This is a genomic window from Achromobacter sp. UMC46 (genome assembly GCF_014170335.1).
In the GTDB taxonomy this organism is placed as follows: Bacteria; Pseudomonadota; Gammaproteobacteria; order Burkholderiales; family Burkholderiaceae_B; genus Achromobacter.
The window spans coordinates 247,815-273,289 of record NZ_LZZS01000036.1; the positions used below are offsets into that span (position 1 = coordinate 247,815).

21 protein-coding genes are annotated in these 25,475 nt (G+C 67.7%); 13 read left to right on the forward strand and 8 right to left on the reverse strand.

All coding sequences use genetic code 11. The annotated features are described in order from the left end of the window. Positions 1–17: 17 nt before the first annotated feature. The 5 genes from A9973_RS26530 to A9973_RS26550 form a co-directional block, all read right to left on the reverse strand. Positions 18–698, reverse strand: coding sequence for a protein-L-isoaspartate O-methyltransferase (locus A9973_RS26530; protein WP_169273766.1), 681 nt, complete (start codon positions 696–698; stop codon positions 18–20). A gap of 206 nt (positions 699–904) precedes the next feature. Further along, a complete protein-coding gene (gene thiD / locus A9973_RS26535) occupies positions 905–1,747 on the reverse strand; it encodes a bifunctional hydroxymethylpyrimidine kinase/phosphomethylpyrimidine kinase (RefSeq protein ID WP_183016598.1) in 843 nt (280 codons plus the stop codon). Next, positions 1,744–2,553 (reverse strand): thiazole synthase, encoded by an 810-nt coding sequence (locus tag A9973_RS26540; RefSeq protein WP_183016599.1) that lies wholly within the window; start codon positions 2,551–2,553, stop codon positions 1,744–1,746. Before A9973_RS26540 ends, thiD begins: the two co-directional genes overlap by 4 nt. Before the next feature lie 155 nt (positions 2,554–2,708). Continuing rightward, positions 2,709–3,614: a cobalamin-binding protein gene (locus A9973_RS26545; RefSeq protein ID WP_183016600.1), complete on the reverse strand. Its 906-nt coding sequence runs from the start codon at positions 3,612–3,614 to the stop codon at positions 2,709–2,711. A gap of 52 nt (positions 3,615–3,666) precedes the next feature. Beyond that, positions 3,667–5,712, reverse strand: a complete 2,046-nt coding sequence (locus tag A9973_RS26550; protein WP_183016601.1) for a TonB-dependent receptor — start codon at positions 5,710–5,712, stop codon at positions 3,667–3,669. A 458-nt stretch (positions 5,713–6,170) separates the two neighbouring features. Between A9973_RS26550 and metH the strand changes: the two genes are divergently transcribed. Beyond that, a complete protein-coding gene (gene metH, locus A9973_RS26555) occupies positions 6,171–9,944 on the forward strand; it encodes a methionine synthase (RefSeq protein ID WP_183016602.1) in 3,774 nt (1,257 codons plus the stop codon). A 44-nt stretch (positions 9,945–9,988) separates the two neighbouring features. On the opposite strand, the gene iaaH is transcribed toward metH, so the two are convergent. After that, positions 9,989–11,494, reverse strand: coding sequence for an indoleacetamide hydrolase (iaaH, locus tag A9973_RS26560; RefSeq protein WP_183016603.1), 1,506 nt, complete (start codon positions 11,492–11,494; stop codon positions 9,989–9,991). Positions 11,495–11,687: 193 nt separating this feature from the next. Between iaaH and A9973_RS26565 the strand changes: the two genes are divergently transcribed. The 9 genes from A9973_RS26565 (at position 11,688) to A9973_RS26605 (ending at position 20,389) form a co-directional block, all read left to right on the forward strand. Then, entirely contained in the window at positions 11,688–12,416 is a 729-nt protein-coding gene (locus tag A9973_RS26565) for a FadR/GntR family transcriptional regulator (RefSeq protein ID WP_183016604.1), read from the forward strand. Between the two features lie 96 nt (positions 12,417–12,512). Then, on the forward strand, positions 12,513–13,382 hold the full coding sequence (locus A9973_RS26570; RefSeq protein ID WP_183016605.1) for an ABC transporter substrate-binding protein: 870 nt from the start codon (positions 12,513–12,515) through the stop codon (positions 13,380–13,382). A gap of 140 nt (positions 13,383–13,522) precedes the next feature. After that, positions 13,523–14,371, forward strand: a complete 849-nt coding sequence (locus A9973_RS26575) for an ABC transporter substrate-binding protein (RefSeq protein ID WP_183016606.1) — start codon at positions 13,523–13,525, stop codon at positions 14,369–14,371. 10 nt (positions 14,372–14,381) lie between these two features. After that, positions 14,382–15,419, forward strand: a complete 1,038-nt coding sequence (locus tag A9973_RS26580; protein WP_183016607.1) for an L-idonate 5-dehydrogenase — start codon at positions 14,382–14,384, stop codon at positions 15,417–15,419. A gap of 41 nt (positions 15,420–15,460) precedes the next feature. Next, positions 15,461–16,126, forward strand: a complete 666-nt coding sequence (locus A9973_RS26585) for an amino acid ABC transporter permease (RefSeq protein ID WP_183016608.1) — start codon at positions 15,461–15,463, stop codon at positions 16,124–16,126. Further along, a complete protein-coding gene (locus A9973_RS26590) occupies positions 16,123–16,782 on the forward strand; it encodes an amino acid ABC transporter permease (RefSeq protein ID WP_183016609.1) in 660 nt (219 codons plus the stop codon). The genes A9973_RS26585 and A9973_RS26590 overlap by 4 nt, the downstream gene beginning before the upstream one ends. Continuing rightward, positions 16,779–17,591: an amino acid ABC transporter ATP-binding protein gene (locus A9973_RS26595; protein WP_304503379.1), complete on the forward strand. Its 813-nt coding sequence runs from the start codon at positions 16,779–16,781 to the stop codon at positions 17,589–17,591. The genes A9973_RS26590 and A9973_RS26595 overlap by 4 nt, the downstream gene beginning before the upstream one ends. Before the next feature lie 33 nt (positions 17,592–17,624). After that, positions 17,625–18,836 carry a D-mannonate dehydratase ManD gene (manD, locus tag A9973_RS26600; RefSeq protein WP_183016610.1) on the forward strand — a complete coding sequence of 404 codons (1,212 nt, stop codon included), beginning with the start codon at positions 17,625–17,627 and terminating at the stop codon, positions 18,834–18,836. Beyond that, positions 18,824–20,389, forward strand: coding sequence for a mannitol dehydrogenase family protein (locus tag A9973_RS26605; RefSeq protein ID WP_183016611.1), 1,566 nt, complete (start codon positions 18,824–18,826; stop codon positions 20,387–20,389). The genes manD and A9973_RS26605 overlap by 13 nt, the downstream gene beginning before the upstream one ends. A 40-nt stretch (positions 20,390–20,429) precedes the next feature. On the opposite strand, the gene A9973_RS26610 is transcribed toward A9973_RS26605, so the two are convergent. After that, positions 20,430–21,200, reverse strand: a complete 771-nt coding sequence (locus A9973_RS26610) for a class I SAM-dependent methyltransferase (RefSeq protein ID WP_183016612.1) — start codon at positions 21,198–21,200, stop codon at positions 20,430–20,432. Between the two features lie 93 nt (positions 21,201–21,293). Between A9973_RS26610 and A9973_RS26615 the strand changes: the two genes are divergently transcribed. Continuing rightward, positions 21,294–22,127: a helix-turn-helix transcriptional regulator gene (locus A9973_RS26615; RefSeq protein WP_183016613.1), complete on the forward strand. Its 834-nt coding sequence runs from the start codon at positions 21,294–21,296 to the stop codon at positions 22,125–22,127. A gap of 15 nt (positions 22,128–22,142) precedes the next feature. On the opposite strand, the gene A9973_RS26620 is transcribed toward A9973_RS26615, so the two are convergent. Continuing rightward, a complete protein-coding gene (locus tag A9973_RS26620; protein WP_183016614.1) occupies positions 22,143–22,820 on the reverse strand; it encodes a GntR family transcriptional regulator in 678 nt (225 codons plus the stop codon). Between the two features lie 166 nt (positions 22,821–22,986). Here A9973_RS26620 and A9973_RS26625 point away from each other — a divergent pair, with 166 nt between their 5' ends. Then, on the forward strand, positions 22,987–24,714 hold the full coding sequence (locus A9973_RS26625; RefSeq protein ID WP_183016615.1) for an acetolactate synthase catalytic subunit: 1,728 nt from the start codon (positions 22,987–22,989) through the stop codon (positions 24,712–24,714). Further along, complete coding sequence (locus A9973_RS26630) at positions 24,711–25,466, forward strand: 3-oxoacyl-ACP reductase (protein WP_183016616.1); 756 nt, start codon at positions 24,711–24,713, stop codon at positions 25,464–25,466. The genes A9973_RS26625 and A9973_RS26630 overlap by 4 nt, the downstream gene beginning before the upstream one ends. The last annotated feature ends 9 nt before the right edge of the window (positions 25,467–25,475 follow it).

The following is a 25,475-nucleotide window of genomic DNA, read 5'->3' on the forward strand; positions in this document are numbered from 1 at the left end:
GGCGGCAAGGTGGGGGGTTAGAACTTGAACTGGGACACCGTGGCGCCGCGCAGCGGCTTGATGACCGTTTCGAACAGATTCACCGTCTCGAAGCTGGCCGCGGTGGTGCGCGTGATGCGACAGGCCGTCATGACGGGGGCCTGGCCCACGATCACGACCAGGCGGCCGCCGACGCGCAGCTGGTACTTCAGCGCGTCCGGCACGACCGGCACCGAACCCGTCACCAGGATGGCGTCGTATTCGGTGGAGCCCCAGCCGTTGCGGGCGTCGCCGGTTTCCACCTTGACGTTGGTGACGTTGTTCATTTGCAGGTTCTGCTGCGCGAACGTCACCAGGCGGCTGTCGATTTCAACCGAGGTGACCTGTTGCGCCAGATAGCCCAGAAGCGCGGCCTGGTAGCCGGAGCCGGTGCCGATTTCCAGCACGCAGTCGGACTTGGTCAGTTGCAGTTCCTGCGCCAGACGGGCTTCGACCTTGGGGGCGAGCATGGTCTGGCGGGTATTCACCGCGTTGATTTCCAGCGGCAGTTCCAGGTCGGAAAACGCCAGGGCGCGCAGGGCCGGCGGAACGAATTGTTCGCGGCGAACATCGAACAGCGCTTGCAGCACGTTGGCGTCCAGGACGTCCCACGGGCGGATCTGCTGTTCCACCATATTGAAGCGGGCTTGTTCTACGTCGGGCAGGGTCGAAGCGTTCATGACGGTCAGGAAAAAACAGAGGAATCAGCCGGCCATTGTACCGATTCGTAGCGTCCTGTGACGCCGGGCCCCGCCGGCAGATGTTTCAGGCGGGCGTTTCAGCTGGAATACAGCCCGGCGCCGGACTCGGCGGGGGCGCCGCAACGGCAGCGGCGCTCCGGGGAGCGCCGCTGGAAACCTCGGGAGGGGGGCCGGCTATCCGGCGGTCACCACCAGGCGTGGAAGTGGTGCACCGGGCCGTGGCCGGAACCCACCGACAGGCGTTCCGCGTGGCGGATGGCTTCGGTCAGGTAGGCCTTGGCGCGGCGGGCGGCCTCGGGCACGTCGCCAGTCTGCGGCAGCAGCGCGGCCAGCGCCGCGGACAGCGTGCAGCCGGTGCCATGGGTATTGACGGTTTCGATGCGGTGGCCGGGCAGCTCGATCATCCGGTCGCCGTCGTGCAGCAGGTCGATGGTCTCGTTGCCGGGCAGATGGCCGCCCTTGACCAGCACCCAGCGTTCGCCCGAGTGCGCCAGCTTGTTGCGCAGGCGCTCGGCCACGCGGCGCATTTCCTTGACGGTCTCCACCGGCCGCTCTTCCAGCAGCACGCCGGCTTCGGGCAGGTTGGGCGTCAGCAGGGTGGCCTGGGGCAGCATGGCTTCGCGCATGGCGCCCACGGCGTCTTTCTCAAGCAGCAGGTCGCCGCTCTTGGCCACCATGACCGGGTCCAGCACCACGTGCGCCGGCGCCCACTTGGCCAGTTTTTCGGCCACGATTTCGATCACCGGGCGCTGGCCCAGCATGCCGACCTTGACGGCGTCGATGCGCACGTCGGTGAACAGCGTGTCGATCTGCAGGCCCACGAAGGCAGGCGGCACGGGCGAAATGCCGGTGACGCCCTGGGTGTTCTGGGCAGTCAGTGCGGCGATGACGGCACAGCCATAGGCGCCCAGGGCGCTCATGGCCTTGATGTCGGCCAGCGTGCCGGCGCCGCCGGACGGGTCGACGCCGGCGATGGTCAGCGCATGGGGAATCGGACGGGCGTTGCCGTCCTGCGGGCGGGAGCTCATTTCGCCGAACCCGGGCCGGCGGTGATCAGGCCGTCGGTGGGCGAGCTGGGCGCGCCGCTGTACAGCTTCTTGGGCATGCGGCCGGCCAGGAAGGCCTCGCGGCCGGCTTCCACGCCCTTCTTCATGGCGCTGGCCATCAGGATCGGATCGCGGGCCGCGGCGATGGCGGTGTTCATCAGGACGGCGTCGCAGCCCAGCTCCATGGCGATGGCGGCGTCGGACGCGGTGCCCACGCCGGCGTCCACCACGACCGGCACGCGGGCCTGGTCGATGATCAGGCGCAGGTTCCACGGGTTCAGGATGCCCATGCCCGAGCCGATCAGCGAGGCCAGCGGCATGACGGCCACGGCGCCCATGTCCTCCAGCATGCGGCACTGGATGGGGTCGTCGGTGCAATAGACCATGACCTTGAAGCCCTCGTCGACCAGCGTCTTGGTGGCTTTGAGCGTTTCGGGCATGTTGGGGAACAGGGTGTGCGGGTCGCCCAGCACTTCCAGCTTGACCAGGTCATGGCCGTCCAGCAGCTCGCGCGCCAGGCGCAGGGTGCGGACCGCGTCGTCGGCGCTGTAGCAGCCGGCGGTGTTGGGCAGCAGCGTGAATTTCGACGGCGGGACGTAGTCCAGCAGATTCGGTTCACCGGCGTTCTGGCCGATGTTGGTGCGGCGGATGGCGACGGTGACGATCTCGGTGCCGCTGGCGTCCAGCGCAGCGCGGGTCTCTTCGAAGTCCTTGTACTTGCCGGTGCCGACGAGCAGGCGCGACGAGTAGGCGCGTCCGGCGATGGTGAGGGTGTCTTGTGTGGTCATGGCGGTGTTCAAAGGGCGGGGGCGCGAGAGCGGAGCCCGCGGGAGGCTGACTGATTTTTGTTAAGCGAATGATAAAGCACGCCGCGGCGCGGCAGGCGTGTTCAGTGAAATGCCGCGTTCCACTATTTGCGGATCGCGTCGTCGCGGCGGGCGGGTCAGCGCAACCGGTCCAGGTCGGCGCAGATGGCTTCGGCGGCGTCGATCAGGCGCGGGCCCGGGCGGTACAGGGCGTCGGCGTCGATGCCGTAGACATGCCCGGCGCGGGCGGCGGGCAGCCCCAGCGCCTGCCAGGCGGCCAGGTTCTTGCCCGTGTCGGCAGGCTGCGCGATGCCCGCCAGCACGGCTTCGGGGCGGGCGGCCAGCACGCTTTCCAGCGTGACCTGCGGGGCGACGACGGGCGCCTGCCCGAACACGTTGACGCCGCCGCAGACGCGCAGCGCGTCGCTGACGATGCTGCTGTCGTTCAGCGTGTAGATGGGGTCCAGGCCGGCTTGCACGAAGACGCGCACGGGGCGGCGGCCGGCGTAGCGCGCCGTCAGCGCGTCCAGGCGGGCGCGCAATCGGGCGGCGGCGGGCCGGGCCTGCGCCTCGGTGCCGAACAGCGTGCCCATGCGTTCGACGGCGTCGGGGATGGCGGCAAGCGTCAGCGGATCGCTGAAGAAGACGGGCACGCCCAGTTTGTCCATGACGCGCGCCAGCGGTTCGGCCGCAGCCGGCTGCCAGGCGATCAGCAGGTCGGGGCGCACGGCGGCCACGCGCTCGGCGTCGGGCTGCGTGCCGTCGCCGATGATGGGCAATTGCCGGGCCGCGGGGGGATAGTCGCTGCCGCGGATGGTGGCGATGAGGCGGTCGCCCGCGCCGGCGGCGTAGACGAGTTCGGTGGCGTGCGGCGCCAGGGTGACGGCGCGGCGCGCGGGCGCGGCCAGCAGGACCGCGCGGCCTTTGTCGTCCTGCACCTGAATGCGGGAATCGCCAGCGGCGGCCGGCAGCGCAGCCAGCATCGCGCCCAGGGCCAGGAACAGCCCCGGAGCGATGCGTGGAAAGGCGCGTGGGAAGGTCATGCAGGGGCCGATATCGTCAGCGGAGTACGCCGACTATATCGGATGTCCGCGATCAATAGCGCAGCGTGAGCGACGCGTAGAAATTGCGGCCGGGCGCCGGGTACAGGTTGTAGTTGGCGACGGGGCCCAGCATCTGGAACGACGCGTCGCCGCCGCGGATGCCGTAGGTGGCGTACTGGCGGTCGAAGATGTTGTTCACGCCGATGGCGCCTTCGATGTTGCGCGTGAACTTGTAGGCCAGCTTCGTGTTGAACAGCACATAGGCGTCCAGCTCGGTGTCGAACTGGTTGGCCTGGTCGTTGTCCATGCGGGACTTGCCCACGTACTGCGCCGACACGTTCCACAGGAAGGCGTCCGTGGGGCGCCAGGTCACGCCGGCGTTGGCCAGCCACTTCGGGGCCAGCGGCACGGTCTTGCCGGCCAGGTCCACGCCGGCGTACGTGCCGGAGCGGAATTGCGCTTCCATCCAGGTCAGGTTCGCATCCAGCGTGACGCTGCTGGAAAGGGCGGTGCGGCCTTCCAGTTCGATGCCTTGGCGGCGGGTCGGGTCCAGGTTGGTGTTGGCGCCGGTGCCCGGGCCCCACATGCCGTCGGCCAGCGGGTTGTACTGGATTTCGTTGGTCAGGTCATAGCGGAAGTACGACAGGCGGGCGCTGCTGGCGGCGCCTTGCCACGTCACGCCGATTTCTTTGTCGGTGGACGTTTGCGGGGCCAGCGGCTGTTGCACCGACAGCAGTTCGTCGGCGTTGGGCAGACGGAAGCTGCGGCCGACCTTGCCGTACAGGCCGAAACCGGCGGACAGGTCCTGGCGCACGCCCAGTTGCCAGGCGGTCAGGTGGTTGCCGCGGTCGGAGGCGGTGCCCGAACCGCTCAGCACGTCCAGGTCGTCCGACGCGTACTGGCGGCGCACGCCGGCCGTCACGTAGGTGCTGTCGGTGGCGCGGATCTGGCCCTCGGCGAACAGGCCGTACTGGTGTTGGCGCGATTGCCACTTCGACGGTTCGAAGTCGTAGTACGCGTTCTGGTCCGCGGTGGTCTTGGATTCCTGGGCGTCGGCGCCGAAGACGATGCTGTGGCCGCCTTCGATCGGCAGGCGGTAGCGCACGCTGGCGATGTTCTCTTCCAGCTTCTGGTCGCGCAGGGTGTCGCCGAAACCGTCGTACGACAGGCCGTTCAGCTTCTTCTCGCGGGTCGACAGGTCGGCGTACAGCGTACCGGCACCGATCGCCTGTTCGACCTGAAGGCCGAAGGTCGTCGTCGTGGTCTTGACGTAGTCGACGTCGTTCTTCGCGCCGCGCGGATCGTTCTCGAACTGGTTTTCGCCAGTCGTCGGGTTGATCAGGCGCGGGCCGGGCAGTTCCAGCTTTTGCGTGGTGGTGCGGCCGTACAGGCGGATCGAGCCATTGTCGTGGCGCAGCGTGATGCCGGCGCCGCCGCCTTCGCGGCGTTCGCCGCTGTGGTCGCGGTAGCCGTCGGTGTGCAGCGACTGCATGTAGGCGTCGATGCCGACTTTCTCGTTGTTCATCGCGACGGCGGCGTCGTACTGGCGCAGGCCGTAGCTGCCGAAGGTGGCGGTGGCGCGGGCGGTCACCGGTTCCTTGGAAAAGTCCGACTTGGTGATGATGTTGATCACGCCGCCGGTCGTGCCGCCGCCGTATTGCACCGAGCCGCTGCCGCGCACGATTTCCACGCGTTCAACCTGGTCCAGCGGCACCACGCCCAGGCCCGGGGCCGACAGGTCGTTGGTGTTCTGCTTCACGCCGTCGATCATGATCAGCGTGTTGCTGGCGCCGGTGATGCCGAAGCCGCGCAGGTCGACGATGGCGTTGTCGCTGGAGCTGCTGGTGTTGATCAGGTGGATGCCGGCCTGCGTCGACAGCAGGTCCTGCATGGTGCGGGCGGTGCTGGCGGCGATGTCTTCGGCGGTGATGACCGAAATGGACACCGGCAGCGTGCGGCCGTCCGTCGGCACGCGCTGGGCGGTGACGGTGATCGGGTCGAGTTCGGGGGGGGCGGAGGCCGTTTGCTGGGCGGCGGCGATGGCCGGGGCGGAACAGAGCAGGGCACCGGCGTAACGCCGGATGGAGCGGGCTTTCATCTTCGTAACCTCGATGCGGCCCGCGACCCCGCAGGCCATTCACGATGGGGAGGCTGCCCACGCGCAGCGGGCCGGTCGGGCCGGGCGGCGATGCATGGACTTCCTGACGAACGAACTGGCCGGTATCGGGCTGCCATGGGCGCCAAAAAAAGGCGCGCATGGGGACCGTTGCGGGGGCAGCACAGGCTGGACGGCGGGGGCTTGCCCGGCCGCTTCATGGGCGGCGGGGCAGCCCGGGCGGGCGTCTTCCTGTTTCCCGTTTACCTTTCGCGCGCGGCGGGCAAGTGTTGCGTTCTTGCCAGCCTATTGCGCCGAAAGCACCGGTTCGGGGCCGAAACTGTATCACCGCAGGGCGCGGGAGAGCCCGTTTTGTTACGATCAGGGCTTGTTTTTTTCAGTGGTTTTTGCTTTTTAGCCACAGCTTCGCCACTGAAGCCAACCCATTGCTGGATCTGCCCGTGTCGTATCCCCGCCTGCCGTACCCGCCCGAAGCCTATACCCAAGGCGGCGATTTCGCCCGCCTGCTGGGCAAGCGCATCCTGATCCTGGATGGCGCCATGGGCACCATGATCCAGCGCTACAAGCTGGGCGAAGCGGATTTCCGCGGCCAGCGCTTCGCCGGCCACGGCAAGGACGTCAAGGGCAACAACGAACTGCTGTCGCTGGTGCGGCCCGACGTGATCGCAGAGATCCACCGCCAGTACCTGGAAGCCGGCGCGGACGTCATCGAGACCAACACCTTCGGCGCCACCACCATCGCGCAGGGCGACTACGACCTGCCGGAGCTGGCTTACGAACTGAACCTGGCGTCCGCGAAGCTGGCCCGCGAGGCCTGTGACGCCTTCAGCACGCCGGACAAGCCGCGTTTCGTGGCCGGCGCCCTGGGGCCGCAGCCCAAGACGGCGTCGATCTCGCCCGACGTGAACGATCCGGGCGCCCGCAACGTCACGTTCGACGAGCTGCGCGTCGCCTATATCGAACAGCTGAACGGTCTCTTGGACGGCGGTATCGACATCGTCCTGATCGAAACCATTTTCGACACCCTGAACGCCAAGGCCGCCATCTTCGCGACCGAGGAAGTGTTCGAGGCGCGCGGCGTCCGCCTGCCCGTGATGATTTCGGGCACCGTGACCGACGCCTCGGGCCGCATCCTGTCCGGCCAGACCGTGGAGGCCTTCTGGAACTCGGTGCGCCACGCGCGCCCGGTCACCATCGGCCTGAACTGCGCGCTGGGCGCGGCGCTGATGCGCCCCTACGTGGCCGAACTGTCCAAGATCTGCGACACCTACGTCTGCGTGTATCCCAACGCCGGCCTGCCCAATCCGATGGCCGAGACGGGCTTCGACGAAACGCCTGCCGACACCTCGGCGCTGCTTGAGGAATTCGCGCGCGCCGGGCTGGTGAACATGTCCGGCGGCTGTTGCGGCACCACGCCGGACCACATCCGCGCCATCGCGGACAAGGTCACCGCGCTGACGCCGCGGGTCGTGCCCGACATTCCGGTCAAGACCCGCCTGTCGGGGCTTGAACCGTTGAACATCGACGAAGACACGCTATACGTCAACGTGGGCGAACGCACCAACGTGACGGGCAGCAAGATGTTCGCCCGCCTGATCCGCGAAGAAAAGTACGACGAGGCGCTGGCCGTGGCCCGCCAGCAGGTCGAGAACGGCGCGCAGATCATCGACATCAACATGGACGAGGCCATGCTGGATTCGGTGGCCTGCATGCACCGCTTTCTGAACCTGATTGCCTCCGAACCCGACATCGCCCGCGTGCCGGTCATGATCGACAGCTCGAAGTGGGAAGTCATCGAGACCGGCCTGAAATGCGTGCAGGGCAAACCGGTGGTGAACTCCATTTCGATGAAGGAAGGGATTGAGCCGTTTCGCCATCACGCGCGCCTGTGCCGCCGCTACGGCGCGGCCGTGGTCGTCATGGCGTTCGACGAACTGGGCCAGGCCGACACGCTGGAACGCCGCAAGGAAATCTGCGCGCGCGCCTACAAGATCCTGGTCGAGGAAGAGGGCTTCCCGCCGGAAGACATCATTTTCGATCCGAACGTCTTCGCGGTCGCCACCGGCATCGACGAGCACAACCACTACGCGGTGGACTTCATCGAAGGCACCCGCTGGATCCGCGACAACCTGCCCCACGCCCGCATCTCGGGCGGCGTGTCCAACGTCAGCTTCTCGTTCCGCGGCAACGAGCCGATGCGCGAGGCCATCCACACCGTGTTTCTGTATTACGCGGTGAAGGAAGGCATGACGATGGGCATCGTCAACGCCGGCCAGCTCGGCGTATACGCCGACTTGGACCCGAAGCTGCGCGACCTGGTCGAAGACGTGGTGCTGGACCGTCCCGAGCCCGTGGGCAAGACCGAATCCGACGACGAGCGCACGCCGACCGAACGCCTGGTGCAGTTCGCCGACACCGTGAAGGGGTCGGGCGCCAAGCGCGAAGAAGACCTGACCTGGCGCAACGCCGACGTGGAAAAGCGCCTGTCGCACGCGCTGGTGCACGGCATTACGGCCTTCATCGTGGAAGACACGGAAGAAGTGCGCCAGAAGATCTTCGACCGCGGCGGCCGTCCGATCGAAGTGATCGAAGGCCCGCTGATGGACGGCATGAACGTCGTCGGCGACCTGTTCGGCGAAGGCAAGATGTTCCTGCCGCAGGTGGTGAAGTCCGCCCGCGTCATGAAGCAGGCCGTGGCCCACCTGATCCCCTTCATCGAAGAGGAAAAGCGCCAGATCGCGGCCGCCGGCGGCGACGTGCGCGCCAAGGGCAAGATCGTCATCGCCACCGTCAAGGGCGACGTGCACGACATCGGCAAGAACATCGTGTCGGTCGTCCTGCAGTGCAACAACTTCGAAGTCGTGAACATGGGCGTGATGGTGCCCTGCGCGCAGATCCTGGAAAAGGCCAAGGAAGAAAACGCCGACATCGTCGGCCTGTCCGGCCTGATCACGCCCAGCCTGGAAGAAATGGCGTACGTGGCCAGCGAAATGCAGCGCGACGAGTACTTCCGCAGCCGCAAGCTGCCGTTGATGATCGGCGGCGCCACCACCAGCCGCGTGCACACGGCCGTCAAGATCGCGCCCCACTACGAAGGCCCGGTGATCTACGTGCCGGACGCCAGCCGGTCGGTGGGCGTGGCGACCAACCTGATGTCGGACCAGTCGGCAACGTATCTGTCGGAGCTGGCCCAGGAATACGAGGAAGTGCGCCGCCGCCACGCCAACCGCAAGGCCACGCCGATCCTGCCGCTGGCGGATGCGCGCGCCTCGCGCCCGGCGATCGACTGGGACGCCTACACGCCGCCGCGTCCGAAGTTCATCGGCCGCCGCACGTTCAAGAGCTACGACCTGGCCGAGATCGTGAAGTACGTGGACTGGGGCCCGTTCTTCCAGACCTGGAGCCTGTTCGGCCCGTTCCCCGCGATCCTGGACGACAAGGTGGTGGGCGAACAGGCGCGCAAGGTCTACGCCGACGGCCTGGCCATGATGAAGCGCATCGTCGAAGGCCGCTGGCTGACCGCCAACGGCGTGGTCGGCTTCTACCCGGCCAACCGCGTCAACGACGAAGACATCGAGATCTACAAGGACGAGACGCGCAGCGAAGTGCTGTTCACGTACCGCAACCTGCGCCAGCAGGGCGCCAAGCGCGAAGGCGTCAGCAACAAGTCGCTGGCCGACTTCATTGCGCCCAAGTCGTCCGGCAAGCTGGACTACATCGGCATGTTCGCCGTCACGGCGGGCATCGGCATCGAGAAGAAGGAAGCCGAGTTCGAGCGCGCGCTGGACGACTATTCCAGCATCATGCTGAAGTCGCTGGCCGACCGCCTGGCCGAAGGCTTCGCCGAATGCCTGCATGCCCGCGTGCGCCAGGACCTGTGGGGCTACGTGCCCGACGAGGCCCTGTCCAACGAGGACATGATCGCCGAGAAGTACGTGGGCATCCGCCCCGCGCCCGGCTATCCGGCCTGCCCGGAGCACGTGGTCAAGTCCGACATGTTCCGCGTGCTGGACGGCGGCGACATCGGCATGATGCTGACCGACAGCTACGCCATGTACCCGGCCTCCAGCGTGTCGGGTTTCTACTTCAGCCACCCGGAGTCGCAATACTTCAACGTGGGCGTGATCGGCGAGGACCAGCTGGAAGACTACGCCAAGCGCAGCGGACGGACCATTGAGGACCTGAAGCGGACGCTGGCCCCGAACCTGGGGTGAGGCGCACGCGCGCAACGAAAAAACCGGCCATGCGGCCGGTTTTTTTATGCCCTGGCCATGGCCGGGGGCGGCGCGATGCGCCCCAGGACACGCTCGATCATCATGCCGATCGCCAGCACCTTGCGGTCATCGCCCGGCAGGCCGTCGATCTCCACGCCCACCGGCAAGCCTTCCGCAGACAAGCCGGCCGGCACGCTCAGGCCGGGCAGGCCGGCGTTGCTGCCGGGGTCGACGTTGCGGGCCAGGCGGCTGAAACTCTCAAAGCTGCTGGCCTCGGGCGTGGCGGCCATTGGCAGGATCGGCAGCGTCGGGAACAGCAGGCCGTCCAGCGCGTGCTCATGGAAAGCGCGCCGGTACACGTCGATCAGCGCATCCCGTTGCTCGGCGATGACGCGGTCGTACAGCGGTTTGAGCGGCTGCACCTGGCCGTCCGGCAAGGGCAGCACGCCCGGCACGATCAGGCCGTCGAAAATGGCTTTGACGTCGGGGCTTGATATCTGCGCCACCACCTCGTCGAAGCTCACGCCCGTGCCGTAGCGTTGCAGGTAGGCGGTCAGGTCGGGCTTTTGCTCGTACAGGCACAGCGGCATGCCGACCGCGGCGTTGGCGGCCGCCAGCTCGGGCATGTCGACGTCCACCAATTGCACGCCGGCCGCGCACAGCGTGGCCAGGGCGGCGTCCATGACCTGGCGCACGGACGGGTCCAGGCCGGCCCAGAAATCGCCGGCCAGCCCCAGGCGCACGTTGGCGGGCGGCAGGTCCGGCAACGGCTCGGCGTCGTCCGCCAGCACGGCGTCAAGCAGCGCGATGTCTGCCATGCTGTTGGCGATGGGCCCGGGCGTGTCCCGGGTGTGCGAGATGGGCGTGATGCCCGCGCCGTCGTACCGGCCGACCGACGGGCGGAAGCCCGCGGCGCCGTTGACGGCGGCCGGCAGGCGCACGGATGCGCCGGTGTCGGTGCCCATGGCGGCGGGCGTCAGGCGCGCGCCCACGGCCGCGCCGCTGCCCGACGACGAGCCGCCGGCGATGCGGCTGCGGTCGTAGGCGTTGCGCGTGCCCTCGCCATGCGCGCCGGGGAAGGCGGTGTTGTAGCCCGAGACGCCGAAGGCCAGCTCATGCATGTGGGTCTTGCCCACGATGACGGCGCCGGCGGCGCGCAGGCGCTGCACGACGGGCGCGTCCTGCGCGGGGCGGAAGTGCTTCAAGGCCGGCGTGCCGGCCGTGTTGGGCAGGCCGGCCACATGGATGTTGTCCTTGATGGCCAGGGGCACGCCGCCCAGCGGCGCGGCGGCAGCGCCGCCTGCGCTGCGCGCGGCGTCATAGGCGCGGGCCTGTGCGAGCGCGCCGTCGCGGTCGACGGTGATGAAGGCGTTGAGCGCGCCGTGGGCGTCGATGCGGTCCAGGCAGGCTTCGGTCAGCGCCACGCTGGTGATGCGGCCCTCGCGGATCAGGGCGGCGGCCTCGGTGACGGTCAGGGCCGTCAGCGCGTCGCCGCTGGGCGACGGCGCTTGGGGGCTGGCGGACAATGGCTGCTTGGACGTATCGGACATGGCGCTTCCTTACCTGCACGAAGGGGTTCTGTTGGACCGCCATCTATACAGGGTTCCGGCCGCCGCTGTCGACCCCCGCCGCCGTCCTTGCCGCCACCTTGCGCACCAATGGTTTACCACTTTGATAGTGGTAAACCATGATGGTGGAAATTGGTGAACCACTTATGATTTGGTCTAACCACTTCTGAACTCCATGACACTGCAACTGATCCCCAAACCCGAAGAGCCGGCCAGCAAGCCGGTGGCGGACCGCGCCTATGTGCGGCTGGCCGCGCAGATCCAGGCCCTGGTGGCGCAAGGCGAATTCGCCGTCGGCAAGCGTTTGCCGGCCGAACGCGCGCTGGCCGAACGCTTCGACGTCAGCCGCACCGCGCTGCGCGAAGCCATCATCGCGCTGGAGCTGCAGGGGGTGGTGGAAGTCCGCGGCGGGTCGGGCATCTATGTCTGTGAGCCCAAGCCCGGCATCGCCCGCTTGCCGGCGGCGCAGGAAGCCGGGGCGGGGCCGTTCGAGCTGCTGCGGGCGCGGTGCCTGATCGAATCCGAAATCGCGGCACTGGCGGCCACGACCCGCAACGACGCCGACCTGGACCGCATCTTCGAAGCGTTGACGACGATGCGCGAGCAGATGATGGACAAGGCCGCCAATGAAGAGGCCGATCGCCGCTTTCATCTGTACATCGCGCAGTCCACGGGCAACAGCGTGCTGTTGGCCACCGTGACGTCGATGTGGGACCAGGCCCAGGGGCCGATCTGGGAAAAGATCGAACAGCATTTCCATACGCAGGATCTGCGCCAGGCGTCGCAGGAAGACCATCAGCGCATTTTCAGCGCGCTGGTGGCCGGCGACGCGCAAGCGGCGCGGCAGGCGATGCGCGCCCACCTTGAGCGCGTGATCGGTGAATTCGCGCAGGGGTGGCGTTGACCCCGTAGCGCAAGGCGGACCGGCAGGCGGCCCCCGGCAGAGCGCGGAAGATAACCGCGCCCCGGACCCGGGCCTTTCAAGTTCAGGAGACAGGCAATGCAGCAACAGTACAAGGGGAGCCGCGCGAAGGCCCGGTGGGTCCGGTTGGCCGCGGCTGTGGCGCTGGCGATGTCCTTGCCGGCGGCCGCGCAAAGCGGCGCAGTTGGCGTGCCGGCACCCGGGCAAAGCCCGCGCATCGACGCCATCCGCAAATCGGGCGAGTTGCGCGTGGGCGTGTTGCAGAACGCGCCCTGGCTGATCCAGGACCTGTCCGGGAAAAACGGCGAAGCCTGGAGCGGCCCCGCCTGGCTGCTGGCCAAGGAGTATGCGCGCCAGTTGGGCGTCAAGCTGACCGCCGTGCCCGTGTCGCACGAGACCAAGGTTCCCGTGCTGGCTGCCAATCAAGTCGACATGACCATCAGCCCGCTGGCCGAGACGGCCGAGCGCCTGAAGGTGGTGGACTTCGTGCTGTATTCGGCCACCAGTGTCTGCATGTTCGGCCGCGCGGGCAACGACAAGCTGGCCAGGATCAAGACGGTCGACGACCTGAACCAGCCCGACATCACCATCGCGTACTTCACGGGCGGCGCCGAAGAGGCCTGGGTGAAGGAACGCTTCCCCCGAGCCCGGCTGCGCGCCGTGGCCAACTCCGGCGCCACCGCGCCCATCGAAGAAATCATGGCCAAGCGCGCCGACGCCGCGCCGATCAATCGCGTGCCATGGGTGGGCCTGAACCACAAGGTGCGCGGCCTGGTGGTGTTTCCCGCCGAAGCCAATTGCCAGCAGAGCACGGAAAAGGCCTCGCCGGTGGGCCTGGCGATCGACAGGAACCAGCCCGGCTACCTGACCTGGCTGCGGCAGGTGGCGGCCACGATGAAGCCCGCGTTGGACGCTGACGAAATGCGCATCATCGAACAGACCCAGTAGGCCGCCCGGCCGTTCCCCTTTTCAACCGGCACGCGCATGGCGCGTGCGGATCTGGCGATACCGCCGGTGCTTAAACACGCCGGTACCCGGCGCGCCGCCTTCGGACGGCGGAGGGCCGGGTTCCCTCAAGGAGACTTTGCATGCAACCCCGATTCCCCACGCGCCTTCCAGCAGCCCGCCTGTTCCTGTCCGCCGCCCTGTTGGCGGGCGCGGCCGCGGCGCATGCCCAGACGCCGCCCGCGGCCGGCGAAAGCCCCCGCATCGACGCCATCCGCAAGGCGGGCGTGCTGCGGGTCGGCGTGGTCAACAACCCGCCCTGGCTGGTGCAGAACACCACCGGTTCGGGCGAACCCTGGATGGGGTCGTCGTGGCTGCTGGGCAAGGAATTCGCGCGCTTGCTGGAGGTGAAGATCGTGCCCGTGCAGGTCAGCCACGAAACCAAGGTGCCCGCGCTGATCGCCAACCAGATGGACATCATGATCGGCCCGTTGAACCAGAACGCCGAGCGCGCCAAGATCATCGACTTCGTGACCTTCTCCAACACCAGCGTCTGCATGTTCGGGCTGGCATCGAATCCGAAGTTCACGAACGCCGCCAAGGTCGAAGACTTCAACCAGCCTGGCATCACCATGGCCTACTTCTCCGGCGCGGGCGAAGAGCCGCTGGTGCTGCAGAACTTCCCCAACGCCAAGCTGCGCGGCGTGACCAATTCGGGGTCGGTCGCGCCCATCGAGGAAGTTCTGGCCGGCCGTTCGGACGTGGCGCCGTTGAACCGCATGCTGTGGCCCAACATCAGCAGGAAGGTCAAGGGCCTGGCCGTGTTCCCCAAAGAAAACGATTGCCAGGACAGCAAGATCTTCGCGATCGACGCGGGCATGGGCGTGGCGAAAGACCAGGCCGTCTACCTGGACTGGCTGCGCAAAGTGCAAGCGCGCATGCACCCGGAACTGGCGGCCGAAGAGCGCCGCATGACGCAAACCCTGAAATAAGGCGGCCATCATGTTGAATTGCGCGATTCATGGCGCCCAGGACCTGCGCCTGGACGAACAGCAGCCCGAGGCGCTCGGCCCCACGCAAGTGCGGGTGGGCGTCAAGGCGGTGGGCATCTGCGGATCGGACCTGCACTACTACCGTCATGGAAAAGTAGGCGACTTCGTCATCCGTGAACCGTTGACGCCGGGGCACGAGGCGTCGGGCCAGGTGCTGGAGGTGGGCGCGGCGGTCACCGCCGTCCGCCCGGGCGACCGCGTGGCGCTGGATCCGGCGCGCACCTGCGGCGTCTGCCGCTATTGCCGCCAGGGCGATTCCAACCACTGCGAGTCCGTGTTCTTCTTCGGCAGCGCCAGCCGCTATCCGCACATGCAAGGCGCGATGCGCGAACAGGTGGTGGTGCAGGAAAAGCAGTGCCTGCCGGTGCCGGACAGCCTGTCGTTCGAACTGGCCGCGTTCGGCGAGCCGTTGGCGGTGGCGCTGCATGCGGTTCGCAGCGCGGGGACGCTGCTGGGCAAGACGGTGATGGTGGTGGGGGCCGGTCCGATCGGCGCCCTGATTCTGATGGCGGCGCGCCTGGCCGGCGCCAGCCGCGTGATCGTGGTGGATATCGTCGACGAGACGCTGGCCACCTGCGCGCGCGTGGGCGCCGCGCGCACCATCAACGTCGCCCGAGATCCGGGCGCGATCGACGAGCTGGCGGCGGGCAAGGGTTCGGTCGACGTCTGCTTCGAGGCGTCCGGCAACTACGCCGGCCTGGCCAACTGCATCCGGGCGACGCGTCCGCGCGGCGTCATCGTGACGGTGGGAACGTTGAACGGCAGCAGCGAGCAATGCCCGTTCAACCAGATCATGGTCAAGAGCCTGTCCGTCATCGGCAGCTTCCGCTTCGTGGACGAATACGCCTGGGCCGTCGACTACCTGAGCCGCGGTGTGCTGGACGTGTCGCCGCTGCTGACGGCGGCGATGCCGGTCGCGCGCGTGCACGACGCGTTCGCGCTGGCGGCGGACCGCCATCAGGCCATGAAAGTGATGGTGACGTTCTGACGCGCGCGTCGCTGTCGGCCTTCCAGTTCCACGGAGACTCCATGGATTTCGATTTTTCCCCGCTTGTCGAGAACTGGCGATTCTTCGCCGGTGGCCTCGGCATCACCGTGGCGCTCAGTGCCATCACGGCGGTGTCCAGCATCCTGCTGGGCCTCGTGATCGCGCTGCTGCGGCTGTATGGCCCGCGCTGGCTGCGCGGGCTGCTGGTGTTCTACATCGACAGCATGCGCGCCATCCCCGTGCTGGTGGTGCTGGTCTGGATCTACTTCGCGTTCCCGCTTTTGGCGGGCGTGAACTTCGCGCCCTTCTGGGCGGCGCTGGTGGCGTTGACGTTGCATATCGCGGCCTATTCGGCCGAGGTGATCCGCGCCGGCATCGAATCGGTGCGGCCGGGCCAGATGCGCGCCGGCCTGGCGCTGGGCATGTCGCGCGCCCAGGCGCTGCGGAAGATCATCCTGCCGCAAGCCACCATCCGCATGTTGCCGGCCTTCGGTTCCGTGCTGACGCTGGCCATCAAGGATACGGCGATCGCCACCGTGATCGCGGTGCCCGAACTGATGCACAAGGCCGAGACCATCGCGGGGCAAAGCTATCGGCCGATCGAAGTCTTCACCGCCGTCATCGTGGCGTACTTCGTGATCCTGTTCCCGGTCACGCGCGGCGTGGACCGGCTGTATCAACGCTACGCACACCTGGGGCGCTCATGAATCTGGACTGGGGAATCATCTGGGACTCGCGCGACGCGTTGCTGCAGGGCGCGGCAATGACCATCATGCTGACGGTGGTGACGATGGCGCTAGCCGTGCCCGGCGGCATGGTGCTTGCGCTGATGCGCCTGTCGTCGAACCGCGTCGCCAACGGGGTGGCCGTCGCCATCGTGGAGTTCTTCCGCAACCTGCCGCTGATCCTGGTGATCTATTGGGCGTTCTACGTGATGCCGATGGCGCTGGATGTGCAGTTCTCAGCGGTCACGACGGCACTGGTGGCGTTGGTGCTGAACGTGTCGGCGTACAACTCCGAGACGTTCCGCGCCGGCATCAATTCGATCCGCAAGGGCCAGATGGAGGCGGCGCTGGCGATGGGCATGTCGCGCCGGCAGGCCATGTTCAAGGTGCTGATCCCGCAGGCGGGGCGCCGCATCCTGCCGGTGCTGGCCAGCACCTGGATCTCGCTGTTCAAGGATACGTCGCTGGTGTCGGTGATCGCGGTAAGCGAATTGGCCTACGCCTCGATGCAGGTGCGCGCGCAGACCTTCCGCGTGCTGGAAATGCTGACCGCGATGGCGGTGATCTATTGGCTGATGGGCTATCCCCAGGCCAAGCTGGTGGACTGGATCCATCGCAAATACGGAGTCAAGGAATGAACGACATGATCCTGGAAGAGGCGCCGGCGGCGGCGCAGGCCGCATCGGCCGCACGCAAGGGCGCGGACCAGCCGCCTGTGCTGGTCTATGAACACGTGCGCAAGGTCTACGGCGACTTCGTGGCGCTTGCCGACGTGTCGCTGCAAGTGAACAAGGGCGAGGTGATGTGCCTGATCGGCCCGTCCGGTTCTGGCAAGTCCACGCTTCTGCGTTGCACCAACGCGCTGGAAAAACTGGATGGTGGCCGCGTGCTGCTGGACGGCGTGGCGCTGCCGGAATCCGAATCCGACGTGCGCCGCGTGCGCCAGCGCATGGGCATGGTGTTCCAGAGCTTCGAGCTCTTCCCGCACAAGTCCGCGCTGGACAACGTGGCAATGGGGCCGATCACGGTGCTGGGCTTGGCGCCGGAAGCCGCCCGGGCCCGGGCGATGGCGCTGCTGGAAAAGGTGGGCCTGGCCGCCAAGGCGGGCAGCTTCCCCGCCAACCTGTCCGGCGGCCAGCAGCAGCGCGTGGCGATTGCCCGCGCGCTGGCGATGCAACCCGAAGTGATGCTGTTCGATGAACCCACGTCGGCGCTGGACCCGGAAACGGTGGGCGAAGTGCTGAACGTGATGAAGAAGCTGGCGCAGGAAGGCATGACGATGATCGTCGTGACCCACGAGATGAGTTTTGCGCGGCGCGTGGCCAATTGGGTGGTGGTGTTCGAGAACGGCGCCATCCTGGAGCAAGGCCCGCCCACGCAGATTTTCGACAACCCGCAAGTCGCCCGCACCCGCGACTTCCTCAGCCATCTGGGCTGGGAAGGTTAGGGCCCACTTTTCCCGTCTCTACGGAAACCCATGATGAAAATTAAGAACGCACGCGTGATTGTTTGTTCGCCCGGCCGCAATTTCGTGACCCTGAAAATCGAGACCGACCAGGGCCTGACCGGCATCGGCGACGCCACCCTGAACGGGCGCGAACTGGCCGTGTCGGCGTATCTGACCGAGCACGTCATCCCCTGCCTGATCGGGCGCGACGCGCACCAGATCGAAGACATCTGGCAGTACCTGTACAAGGGCGCCTACTGGCGCCGGGGGCCGGTCACCATGACGGCCATCGCCGCGGTCGACACGGCGCTGTGGGACCTGAAGGCCAAGGCGGCCGGCCTGCCGCTGTATCAATTGTTGGGCGGCAAGAGCCGCAGCGGCGTGATGGTCTACGGCCACGCCAACGGCTCGGACATCGAGCACACCGTGGACGAAGTGCTGCGCTATGCCGACATGGGATACCGCGCCATCCGCGCGCAAAGCGGCGTGCCGGGGCTGGATAAGGTCTACGGCGTGGGCCGCGGCAACCTGTTCTACGAACCTGCCGACGCCGACCTGCCCAGCGAGCACGACTGGTCCACCGAAAAGTACCTGCGCCACACGCCGCAGCTGTTCGAGCGCATCCGCGAGAAGCTGGGCTTCGACCACCACCTGCTGCATGACGTGCACCACCGCCTGACGCCGATCGAGGCCGGTCGCCTGGGCAAGTCGCTGGAACCCTGCAACCTGTTCTGGATGGAGGACGCGACGCCGGCCGAGAACCAGGAAGCGTTCCGGCTGATCCGCCAGCACACCACCACGCCGCTTGCCGTGGGCGAGATCTTCAATTCCATCTGGGACTGCAAGGACCTGGTGCAGAACCAGTTGATCGACTTCATCCGGACGACCGTGGTGCACGCGGGCGGCATCACGCACCTGCGCCGCATCGCGGACCTGGCCTCGCTGTATCAGGTGCGCACGGGGTGCCATGGCGCCACCGACCTGTCGCCCGTCTGCATGGGCGCGGCGCTGCACTTCGACCTGTGGGTGCCCAACTTCGGCATCCAGGAATACATGCGCCACACGGACGAGACGGATGCGGTCTTCCCGCATGCGTACACGTTCGACCAGGGCATGCTGTATCCCGGCGACGTGCCCGGCCACGGCGTCGACATCGACGAGAAACTGGCGGCCAGGTATCCGTACAAACGCGCCTATCTGCCCGTCAACCGCTTGCAGCAGGACGGGACGCTATGGAATTGGTAGCCGCCGGCGCGGCGCGTTTGTCGCCGCGACGCTTGCCCGCGCTGCCGCAAGCGGTGGCGCGGCCCGGCTATGACCGGGACGGCCTGCGCGCGGGCATCGTCCATCTGGGCCTGGGCGCGTTCGCGCGCGCCCACCTGGCGGCCGTCAACGAGGCCGCGCTGCATGCGGGCGCGGACCACGGCTGGGGCATTTGCGGCGTGTCGCTGCGCCAGGCCGATACGCGCGACGCGCTGGCGCCGCAAGGCGGGCTGTATGCCTTGGCCTTGCGCAGCGCCGACGCTGAGGGCAAGCCGCGCCAGCAGGTGGCGGTGATCGGCTGCCTGCTGGAGACCCTGGTCGCGCCGGAAGACCCGCAGGCGGTGCTGGCGCGCATCGCGCACGCCGACACGCGCATCGTCAGCGTCACGGTGACCGAGAAAGGCTATTGCCACGAGCCGGCCAGCGGCCGGTTGAACCTGGACCATCCCGACATCGTGCACGACCTGGGGCAGCCCTTGGCGCCGCGCAGCGCCATCGGATATCTGGCGTGGGGGCTGCAACAGCGGCGGGCGGCGGGGCGCGGACCCGTCACCTTGATGTCGCTGGACAACCTGCCCGCCAACGGCCATCTGTTGCGCGGCCTGGTGTTGGCGTTCGCCGGGCAGGTCGACCGCGCATTGGCGGACTGGATCGCATCATCCTGCGCGTTTCCATGTTCGATGGTGGACCGCATCGTGCCCCGCACCACCGACGACGACCGGCGCGACATTTCCGATACGCTGGGCGTGGATGACGCGTGGCCGGTGCTGGCCGAACCCTATCTGGAATGGGTGGTGGAAGACCGCTTCGCCGCCGGCAGGCCCGACTGGACCGCAGGCGGCGCACGCTTCGTGGCCGAAGCCGCGCCCTTTGAAACGCTGAAGCTGCGCACGGTGAACGGCGCGCATTCGGCGCTGGCCTATCTGTCGGTGATGGCCGGCTGGGCCACGGTGGACCAGGCGATGGCGCAGCCGGCGTTGAAGGCCTATCTGGCCGTGCTGCTGCGGGACGAGATCATGCCGACCCTGCCGCCCTTGCCCGGGCTGGACCTGGCGCAGTATCAGGCGCGCTTGCTGGCGCGGTACGAGAACCCGGCGCTGAAGCACCAGACCCGGCAGATCGCGATGGACGGTTCGCAGAAGCTGCCGCAGCGTCTGCTGGATACGGTGCGCGCGCGGCTGGCGGCGGATCTGCCCATTCCCGGCCTGGCGCTGGCCGTGGCGGCGTGGCTGCATTGCCTGCGCGGCGTCGATCAGGCGGGACGCCGCTACGAGATCCAGGACCCGATGGCCGCGGTGCTGGCGCGCGAGCTAGCCTTGGCGGAAGCCGCGTTGGAACAGGCAGCGGCGCGCGCCGGCGCGGGGCCGGCGGCGATGCTGGCCTGGACTGAAGCCTTGACGGGGTTGGTTCCGGTGTTCGGGGACTTGGGCCAGGACCCGCGCTTCGTGCGGGCCGTGGCGCAGGCGGCGCAATCGTTGCGCAGCCTGGGGGTGGCGGGCGCGCTGGCGGCGCTGTCGCCGTCCGGGGCCCGCTGATCCGGGCAGCCGGATCCGCCCGGCATTTCAGCGCGAGGGCTTAGCCCGGCTTCTTCACCACGATCGTCGCCGTGTCGCTGGTGAAGGAGCCGTCTTCCTGCACGTCGAAGTGGGCGCGCACCACGTCCGGCGCGATGCTGAACAGGTGGCGCAATGCCGCCACCAGCGTGTCGGGGGTGCGCATGCGCGTGACCCAGGTCTGGAATTCCAGCGGCAGGCGCCGCGGCGACAGCCCTTGCAGCGTGAAGCCGGCTTCGGTCAGCATGCGCGTCCATTCGGCCACCGAGTAGTCCCGCACGTGGGACGTGTCGCGCAGCACCTCGATGGTCTGCAGCCAGGTATCCAGCAGCGGTTCGCCCGGCGACACCACGTCGGCGAACACCGCGATGCCGCCGGGCTTGAGCACGCGGAAGGCTTCGCGCAGGCCGCGTCCGGCGTCCTGCCAATGGTGGGTGGAATAGCGCGACATCACCAGGTCGAATTCGCCGTCGTCGAACGGCAGGTATTCGGCCTTGCCCTGACAGGTCGCCAGATTGGTCAGGCCGCGCTTGGCGGCTTCAGCCGCCACCACGTCCAGCATCGGCTGCGACAGGTCGTACGCCGTGACGCGCCTGGCTTCGGGTGCGACATGGAAGCTGACGTGGCCGCCGCCGCAACCCAGGTCCAGCACGCGCGCATCGGGGTGCTGGCGGGCAATGCCGGCCATCTGCAGCAGGTCTTCGCCCTGGGCGTGAACGGCGCTGGTCAGGTAGGCGGTGGCGCGGGGGCTGAATTGGCGGTCGACGGCGGCGTCGTGGGTACTGGCGGTCATGGCTATCCTTGGGTGGGCGGGTGCGGAGCAACCGGTGCAGGCGCTAAGATAGGCGGGCCCGTATACACGTACAAGCCCATTGCTTATCCTGGTATGACTACTTCCCCCCTTGGCAGTGCCGCCCATCACGACGGATCCCCGTTGCGCCGGCAGGCGCTGGGCGAATTCGTCCGCAGCGCCCGTTCCCGCATCACGCCCCAGATGGCCGGACTGCCTGAAGGCATGCGCCGCCGCACGCCTGGGCTGCGGCGCGAAGAGGTCGCGCAGCTGTGCGGCATCAGCGTCACCTGGTACACCTGGATCGAGCAGGGGCGGGAAGTCTCGGTGTCGCCCTCGGTCTGGTCGCGCATCGCCGGCGTGCTGCAATTGGCGCGCGCCGAACGGGCCTACCTGTTCGACCTGGCCGACTGCGCCGATCCGCAGCATGCCCGCGACGACGCGGGCGCGGCGCCCGGCCCGCTGCAGGAATGCGTGAACGCGATCGGCGCGCCGGCCTACGTGCTGGACCGCGCCTGGAACGTGCTGGCCTACAACGAGCCGCTGCGCGAGCTGTTCGACGATTGGCCCACCCGCGACCCCGAGCCGAACCTGCTTCGCTACATTTTCATGGACCCGGCCGCGCGCGAACTGGTGGTGGACTGGGACCAGCGCGCGCGCCGCGTCGTGGCGGAATTCCGTGCGGACGCCGGCGCCCACCTGGACGAACCGGCGGTGCTGGGATTGCTGGATACGCTAAGCCGCCAGAGTCCGGTGTTCGCCCATTGGTGGACGCGGCATGCGGTGGTGGAGCGCGAGGGCGGCCTGCGTGAATTCCAGCATCCCCGGAACGGCAAGCTGGCGTTCCAGCAGATCACGTTCCGGCTGGCGACCCACCCGGACCTGAAACTGGTGATGCTGCTGAGCGGGACGGCGCAGGAAGCGGACTGAGCCGCAGCGCACGGGCTACTTCGCCAGCCCGTGCTCGGTCAGGTAGCGGATCAGGAATTCGCCGTGGCCTTCGATATCGCGGCGGATTTCGCGCACCACGGCTTCGGTGTCGCCAGCCTGCAGCCCGGCGATGACGCCTTCGTGCGGATGCGCGCCAGGCAGGGTGGGGAACGGCGGGGTGTACAGATAGGACAGGTAGGACGCCGTCTGCACCCACAGGTTTTCGATCATCGACAACAGGTGAGGCATCTGCGCGGCGGAGTACAACGCGAAGTGGAAGTCGAAATTGCGGGCCAGCACCGGCGCCATCAACTGCTGCTGGCGGCTTGCCATCAGGCTGGCGTGGATGGCGCGCAGTTCGGCGATCAGCGCGGGGGTGGCAAGCGGGGCCGCGCGCCGCGCCGCGAAGCATTCGAGTTCCAGCCGGATGCTGCGCAATTCCTCCAACTGCGCCACCGTCAGTTCGGGCACTTTGACTGATTTGCCGGGGCTGAGCGCCAAGGCGCGTTCAGACACCAGTTGCAGTAGCGCTTCGCGCACAGGCGTCTGGCTGACGCCCAGCGTGTCGGTGATCGAGCGCAGCGTGATGGTGTCGCCCGGGCGCAGCTCGCCCATCATGATCTTCTGCTTGATTTCGCGGTAGATGCGGGCGGTCATGTTTTCCCGCTGCATCGGCGCCAAATTGATGGTCATCCTGTATTCCTGGTCGGCCGGGCGGCGTCATGCCCTGGTGGGAGCGGCCCGCGTAGCGCGATTCTACCGTCTACGTCCCTCTTTCTTTACATTTTATAAAAAATAAAATAATTGACCGGCCGCAAATCTCTAATCTATATTTTATAAAATATAAACAGGAGACAAGATGTCGACGCTGCATCCCTTGAACGCACCCGGCCTGAACAACCACGGCACCGTGGCGCACCTGATCGCCAAGGCGTTGATACGCCATGGCGTGACCCATGTGTTCGGCCAGAGCCTGCCCAGCATGCTGCACCTGGCCTGCGAGGAACTGGGCCTGACCCAGGTGGCCTACCGCAGCGAGAACGCCGGCGGCTACATGGCGGACGCCTATGCGCGCATCACCGGCAAGCCCGCCATCGTGACTGCGCAGAACGGGCCGGCGGCCACGCTGCTGGTGCCGCCGCTGGCTGAAGCGTTGAAGGTGTCGATCCCCGTCATCGCGCTGGTCCAGGACGTCAACCGCGACCAGACCGACAAGAACGCGTTCCAGGAATTCGACCACCTTGGCCTGTTCGCGTCCTGCACCAAGTGGGTACGCCGGGTCACCGAGGCGTCGCGGGTCGAAGACTATGTGGACCAGGCCTTCGCCATCGCGTGCTCGGGCCGTCCGGGTCCCGTGGCCTTGATGCTGCCGGCGGATTTGCTGAACGAGGCCGCCGCGGCTTCGCAACGGCACGCCAGCCTGGGGCATTTCCCGTTGGACCGCAGCGTGGCCGCAAGCGCTGCGGTGAAGGCTGCGGCAGACCTGCTGGCCGGCGCGCAACGGCCCGTGGTGGTGGCCGGCGGCGGCGTGCATGTCTCGGGCGCCAGTCAGGCGCTGGCCGCCTTGCAGGAAGCGGCCCACCTGCCGGTGGGCACCACGGTCATGGGCAAGGGCGCCACGGATGAACGGCATCCGTTGTCGCTTGGCGTGGTTGGCTACTTCATGGGTCCCAACGGCGCCAGCCGCGATCTGCGCCCGCTGATCGCCGATGCCGACGTCGTCCTGCTGGTGGGCACGCGCACCAACCAGAACGCCACGGATTCCTGGAAGCTGTATCCCAAGAACGCCCGCTACATCCACATCGATGTCGACGGCGCCGAAATCGGCCGCAACTACGAAGCGCTGCGCCTGGCGGGCGACGCGCGCGAAACGCTGCTGGCGTTGGAACGCGAGCTGGCCAGCCGCGACCTGTCCGCCGCGCAGGCACGCCGCGCGGCCCTGGAAGCCGCCATCGAATCGGGCAAGGCATCGTCCTGGGAGGCGTCGCGCGCCGCCCGCCTGTCGGACCAGCAGCCGATCCGCCCCGAACGCCTGCTGGAGGAAATCCGCCATGACGTGGACGAAAACACCATCGTGGTCGCCGACGCCAGCTATTCCTCGATCTGGATCGCCAACTACCTGACGTCGCTGGCCCCCGGGATGCGCTTTCTGACGCCACGCGGGCTGGCTGGCCTGGGCTGGGGCTTCCCCATGGCCATGGGCGCCAAGGTGGCGCGCCCCGAGGCGCACGTGGTCTGCGTGGTGGGAGACGGCGGCTTCGGCCATGTGTGGTCGGAACTGGAGACCGCGCGCCGCATGGGCATCAAGGTGACGCTGGTCGTCATCAACAACGGCATCCTGGGCTTCCAGAAGCATGCCGAGAACGTGAAATTCGGCGCGCATACGTCGGCCGTCCACTTCCACCCCGTGGACCATGCGGCAGTGGCCCGCGCGGCGGGTTGCCTGGGCGTGCGCGTGGAGGCGCCGGCGGATCTGGCCGCCGCGCTGCGCGACGCGCGCAACGCCGAACTGACGACGCTCGTCGAAGTCATGTGCGACGAAAACGCGTTCCCCCCCATCACCTTCTTCACGGCGGACCCGGCATGAAACAGGATCCGAGCAAAGTCGCGCTGGTGACCGGCGCGGGCCGCGGCATCGGCCTGGAGGTCGCCCGCCTGCTGCTGGCCAAGGGCTACCGCGTGCTGGCCGTCAGCCGCGAGGGCGTGGACCCGCAGCACCTGGGCGGCGCCTCTGCGCAATTGCGCACCGAACGCGCCGACGTCACCGACTATGCGGCCATGCAAGCCGTGGTGGACAGCGCGCGCGCGCAATGGGGGCCGGTGTCGGTGCTGATGAACAACGCGGGCATCTCGCCCAAGCAGGCGGACGGAAATTCCGCCGGCATCCTGGACATCACGCCCGCGGAATGGGAATCGGTGCTGCAGGTCAACCTGACGTCCATCCTGCGCCTGTGCCAGATGGTGCTGCCGGGCATGCGCGAGCAGGGATGGGGGCGCATCGTCAACGTGTCTTCGCTGGCGGGCCGCGCCAAGTCGCTGGTGGCGGGCGGCAGCTACATGGCGTCCAAGGCCGGCGTGCTGGGGCTGACCCGCGCCATCGCCGCCGAAATGGGTCCGCACGGCATCACGGCCAACGCCATCACGCCGGGGCGCATCCTGACCGAAATGGCGCAGCAGGCCGCGCCGTCGGTGAACGAGGACTACGCGGCGCAGATTCCCGTGCGCCGCCTGGGAACGCCCGAAGAAGTGGCGGCGGCGATGGTGTTCCTGGCCGCGGAAGAGGCGGGCTTCATCAACGGGGCCATCCTCGATATCAATGGCGGCTTCTACATGCCCTGAGCATGCCGC

Coding starts and splice junctions, on each gene's coding strand:
- A9973_RS26530 (WP_169273766.1), bottom strand. CDS start 698: ATGAACGCTTCGACCCTGCCCGACGTAGAACAAGCCCGCTTCAATATG.
- thiD (WP_183016598.1), bottom strand. CDS start 1,747: ATGAGCTCCCGCCCGCAGGACGGCAACGCCCGTCCGATTCCCCATGCG.
- A9973_RS26540 (WP_183016599.1), bottom strand. CDS start 2,553: ATGACCACACAAGACACCCTCACCATCGCCGGACGCGCCTACTCGTCG.
- A9973_RS26545 (WP_183016600.1), bottom strand. CDS start 3,614: ATGACCTTCCCACGCGCCTTTCCACGCATCGCTCCGGGGCTGTTCCTG.
- A9973_RS26550 (WP_183016601.1), bottom strand. CDS start 5,712: ATGAAAGCCCGCTCCATCCGGCGTTACGCCGGTGCCCTGCTCTGTTCC.
- iaaH (WP_183016603.1), bottom strand. CDS start 11,494: ATGTCCGATACGTCCAAGCAGCCATTGTCCGCCAGCCCCCAAGCGCCG.
- A9973_RS26565 (WP_183016604.1), top strand. CDS start 11,688: ATGACACTGCAACTGATCCCCAAACCCGAAGAGCCGGCCAGCAAGCCG.
- A9973_RS26570 (WP_183016605.1), top strand. CDS start 12,513: ATGCAGCAACAGTACAAGGGGAGCCGCGCGAAGGCCCGGTGGGTCCGG.
- A9973_RS26575 (WP_183016606.1), top strand. CDS start 13,523: ATGCAACCCCGATTCCCCACGCGCCTTCCAGCAGCCCGCCTGTTCCTG.
- A9973_RS26580 (WP_183016607.1), top strand. CDS start 14,382: ATGTTGAATTGCGCGATTCATGGCGCCCAGGACCTGCGCCTGGACGAA.
- A9973_RS26585 (WP_183016608.1), top strand. CDS start 15,461: ATGGATTTCGATTTTTCCCCGCTTGTCGAGAACTGGCGATTCTTCGCC.
- A9973_RS26590 (WP_183016609.1), top strand. CDS start 16,123: ATGAATCTGGACTGGGGAATCATCTGGGACTCGCGCGACGCGTTGCTG.
- A9973_RS26595 (WP_304503379.1), top strand. CDS start 16,779: ATGAACGACATGATCCTGGAAGAGGCGCCGGCGGCGGCGCAGGCCGCA.
- manD (WP_183016610.1), top strand. CDS start 17,625: ATGAAAATTAAGAACGCACGCGTGATTGTTTGTTCGCCCGGCCGCAAT.
- A9973_RS26605 (WP_183016611.1), top strand. CDS start 18,824: ATGGAATTGGTAGCCGCCGGCGCGGCGCGTTTGTCGCCGCGACGCTTG.
- A9973_RS26610 (WP_183016612.1), bottom strand. CDS start 21,200: ATGACCGCCAGTACCCACGACGCCGCCGTCGACCGCCAATTCAGCCCC.
- A9973_RS26615 (WP_183016613.1), top strand. CDS start 21,294: ATGACTACTTCCCCCCTTGGCAGTGCCGCCCATCACGACGGATCCCCG.
- A9973_RS26620 (WP_183016614.1), bottom strand. CDS start 22,820: ATGACCATCAATTTGGCGCCGATGCAGCGGGAAAACATGACCGCCCGC.
- A9973_RS26625 (WP_183016615.1), top strand. CDS start 22,987: ATGTCGACGCTGCATCCCTTGAACGCACCCGGCCTGAACAACCACGGC.
- A9973_RS26630 (WP_183016616.1), top strand. CDS start 24,711: ATGAAACAGGATCCGAGCAAAGTCGCGCTGGTGACCGGCGCGGGCCGC.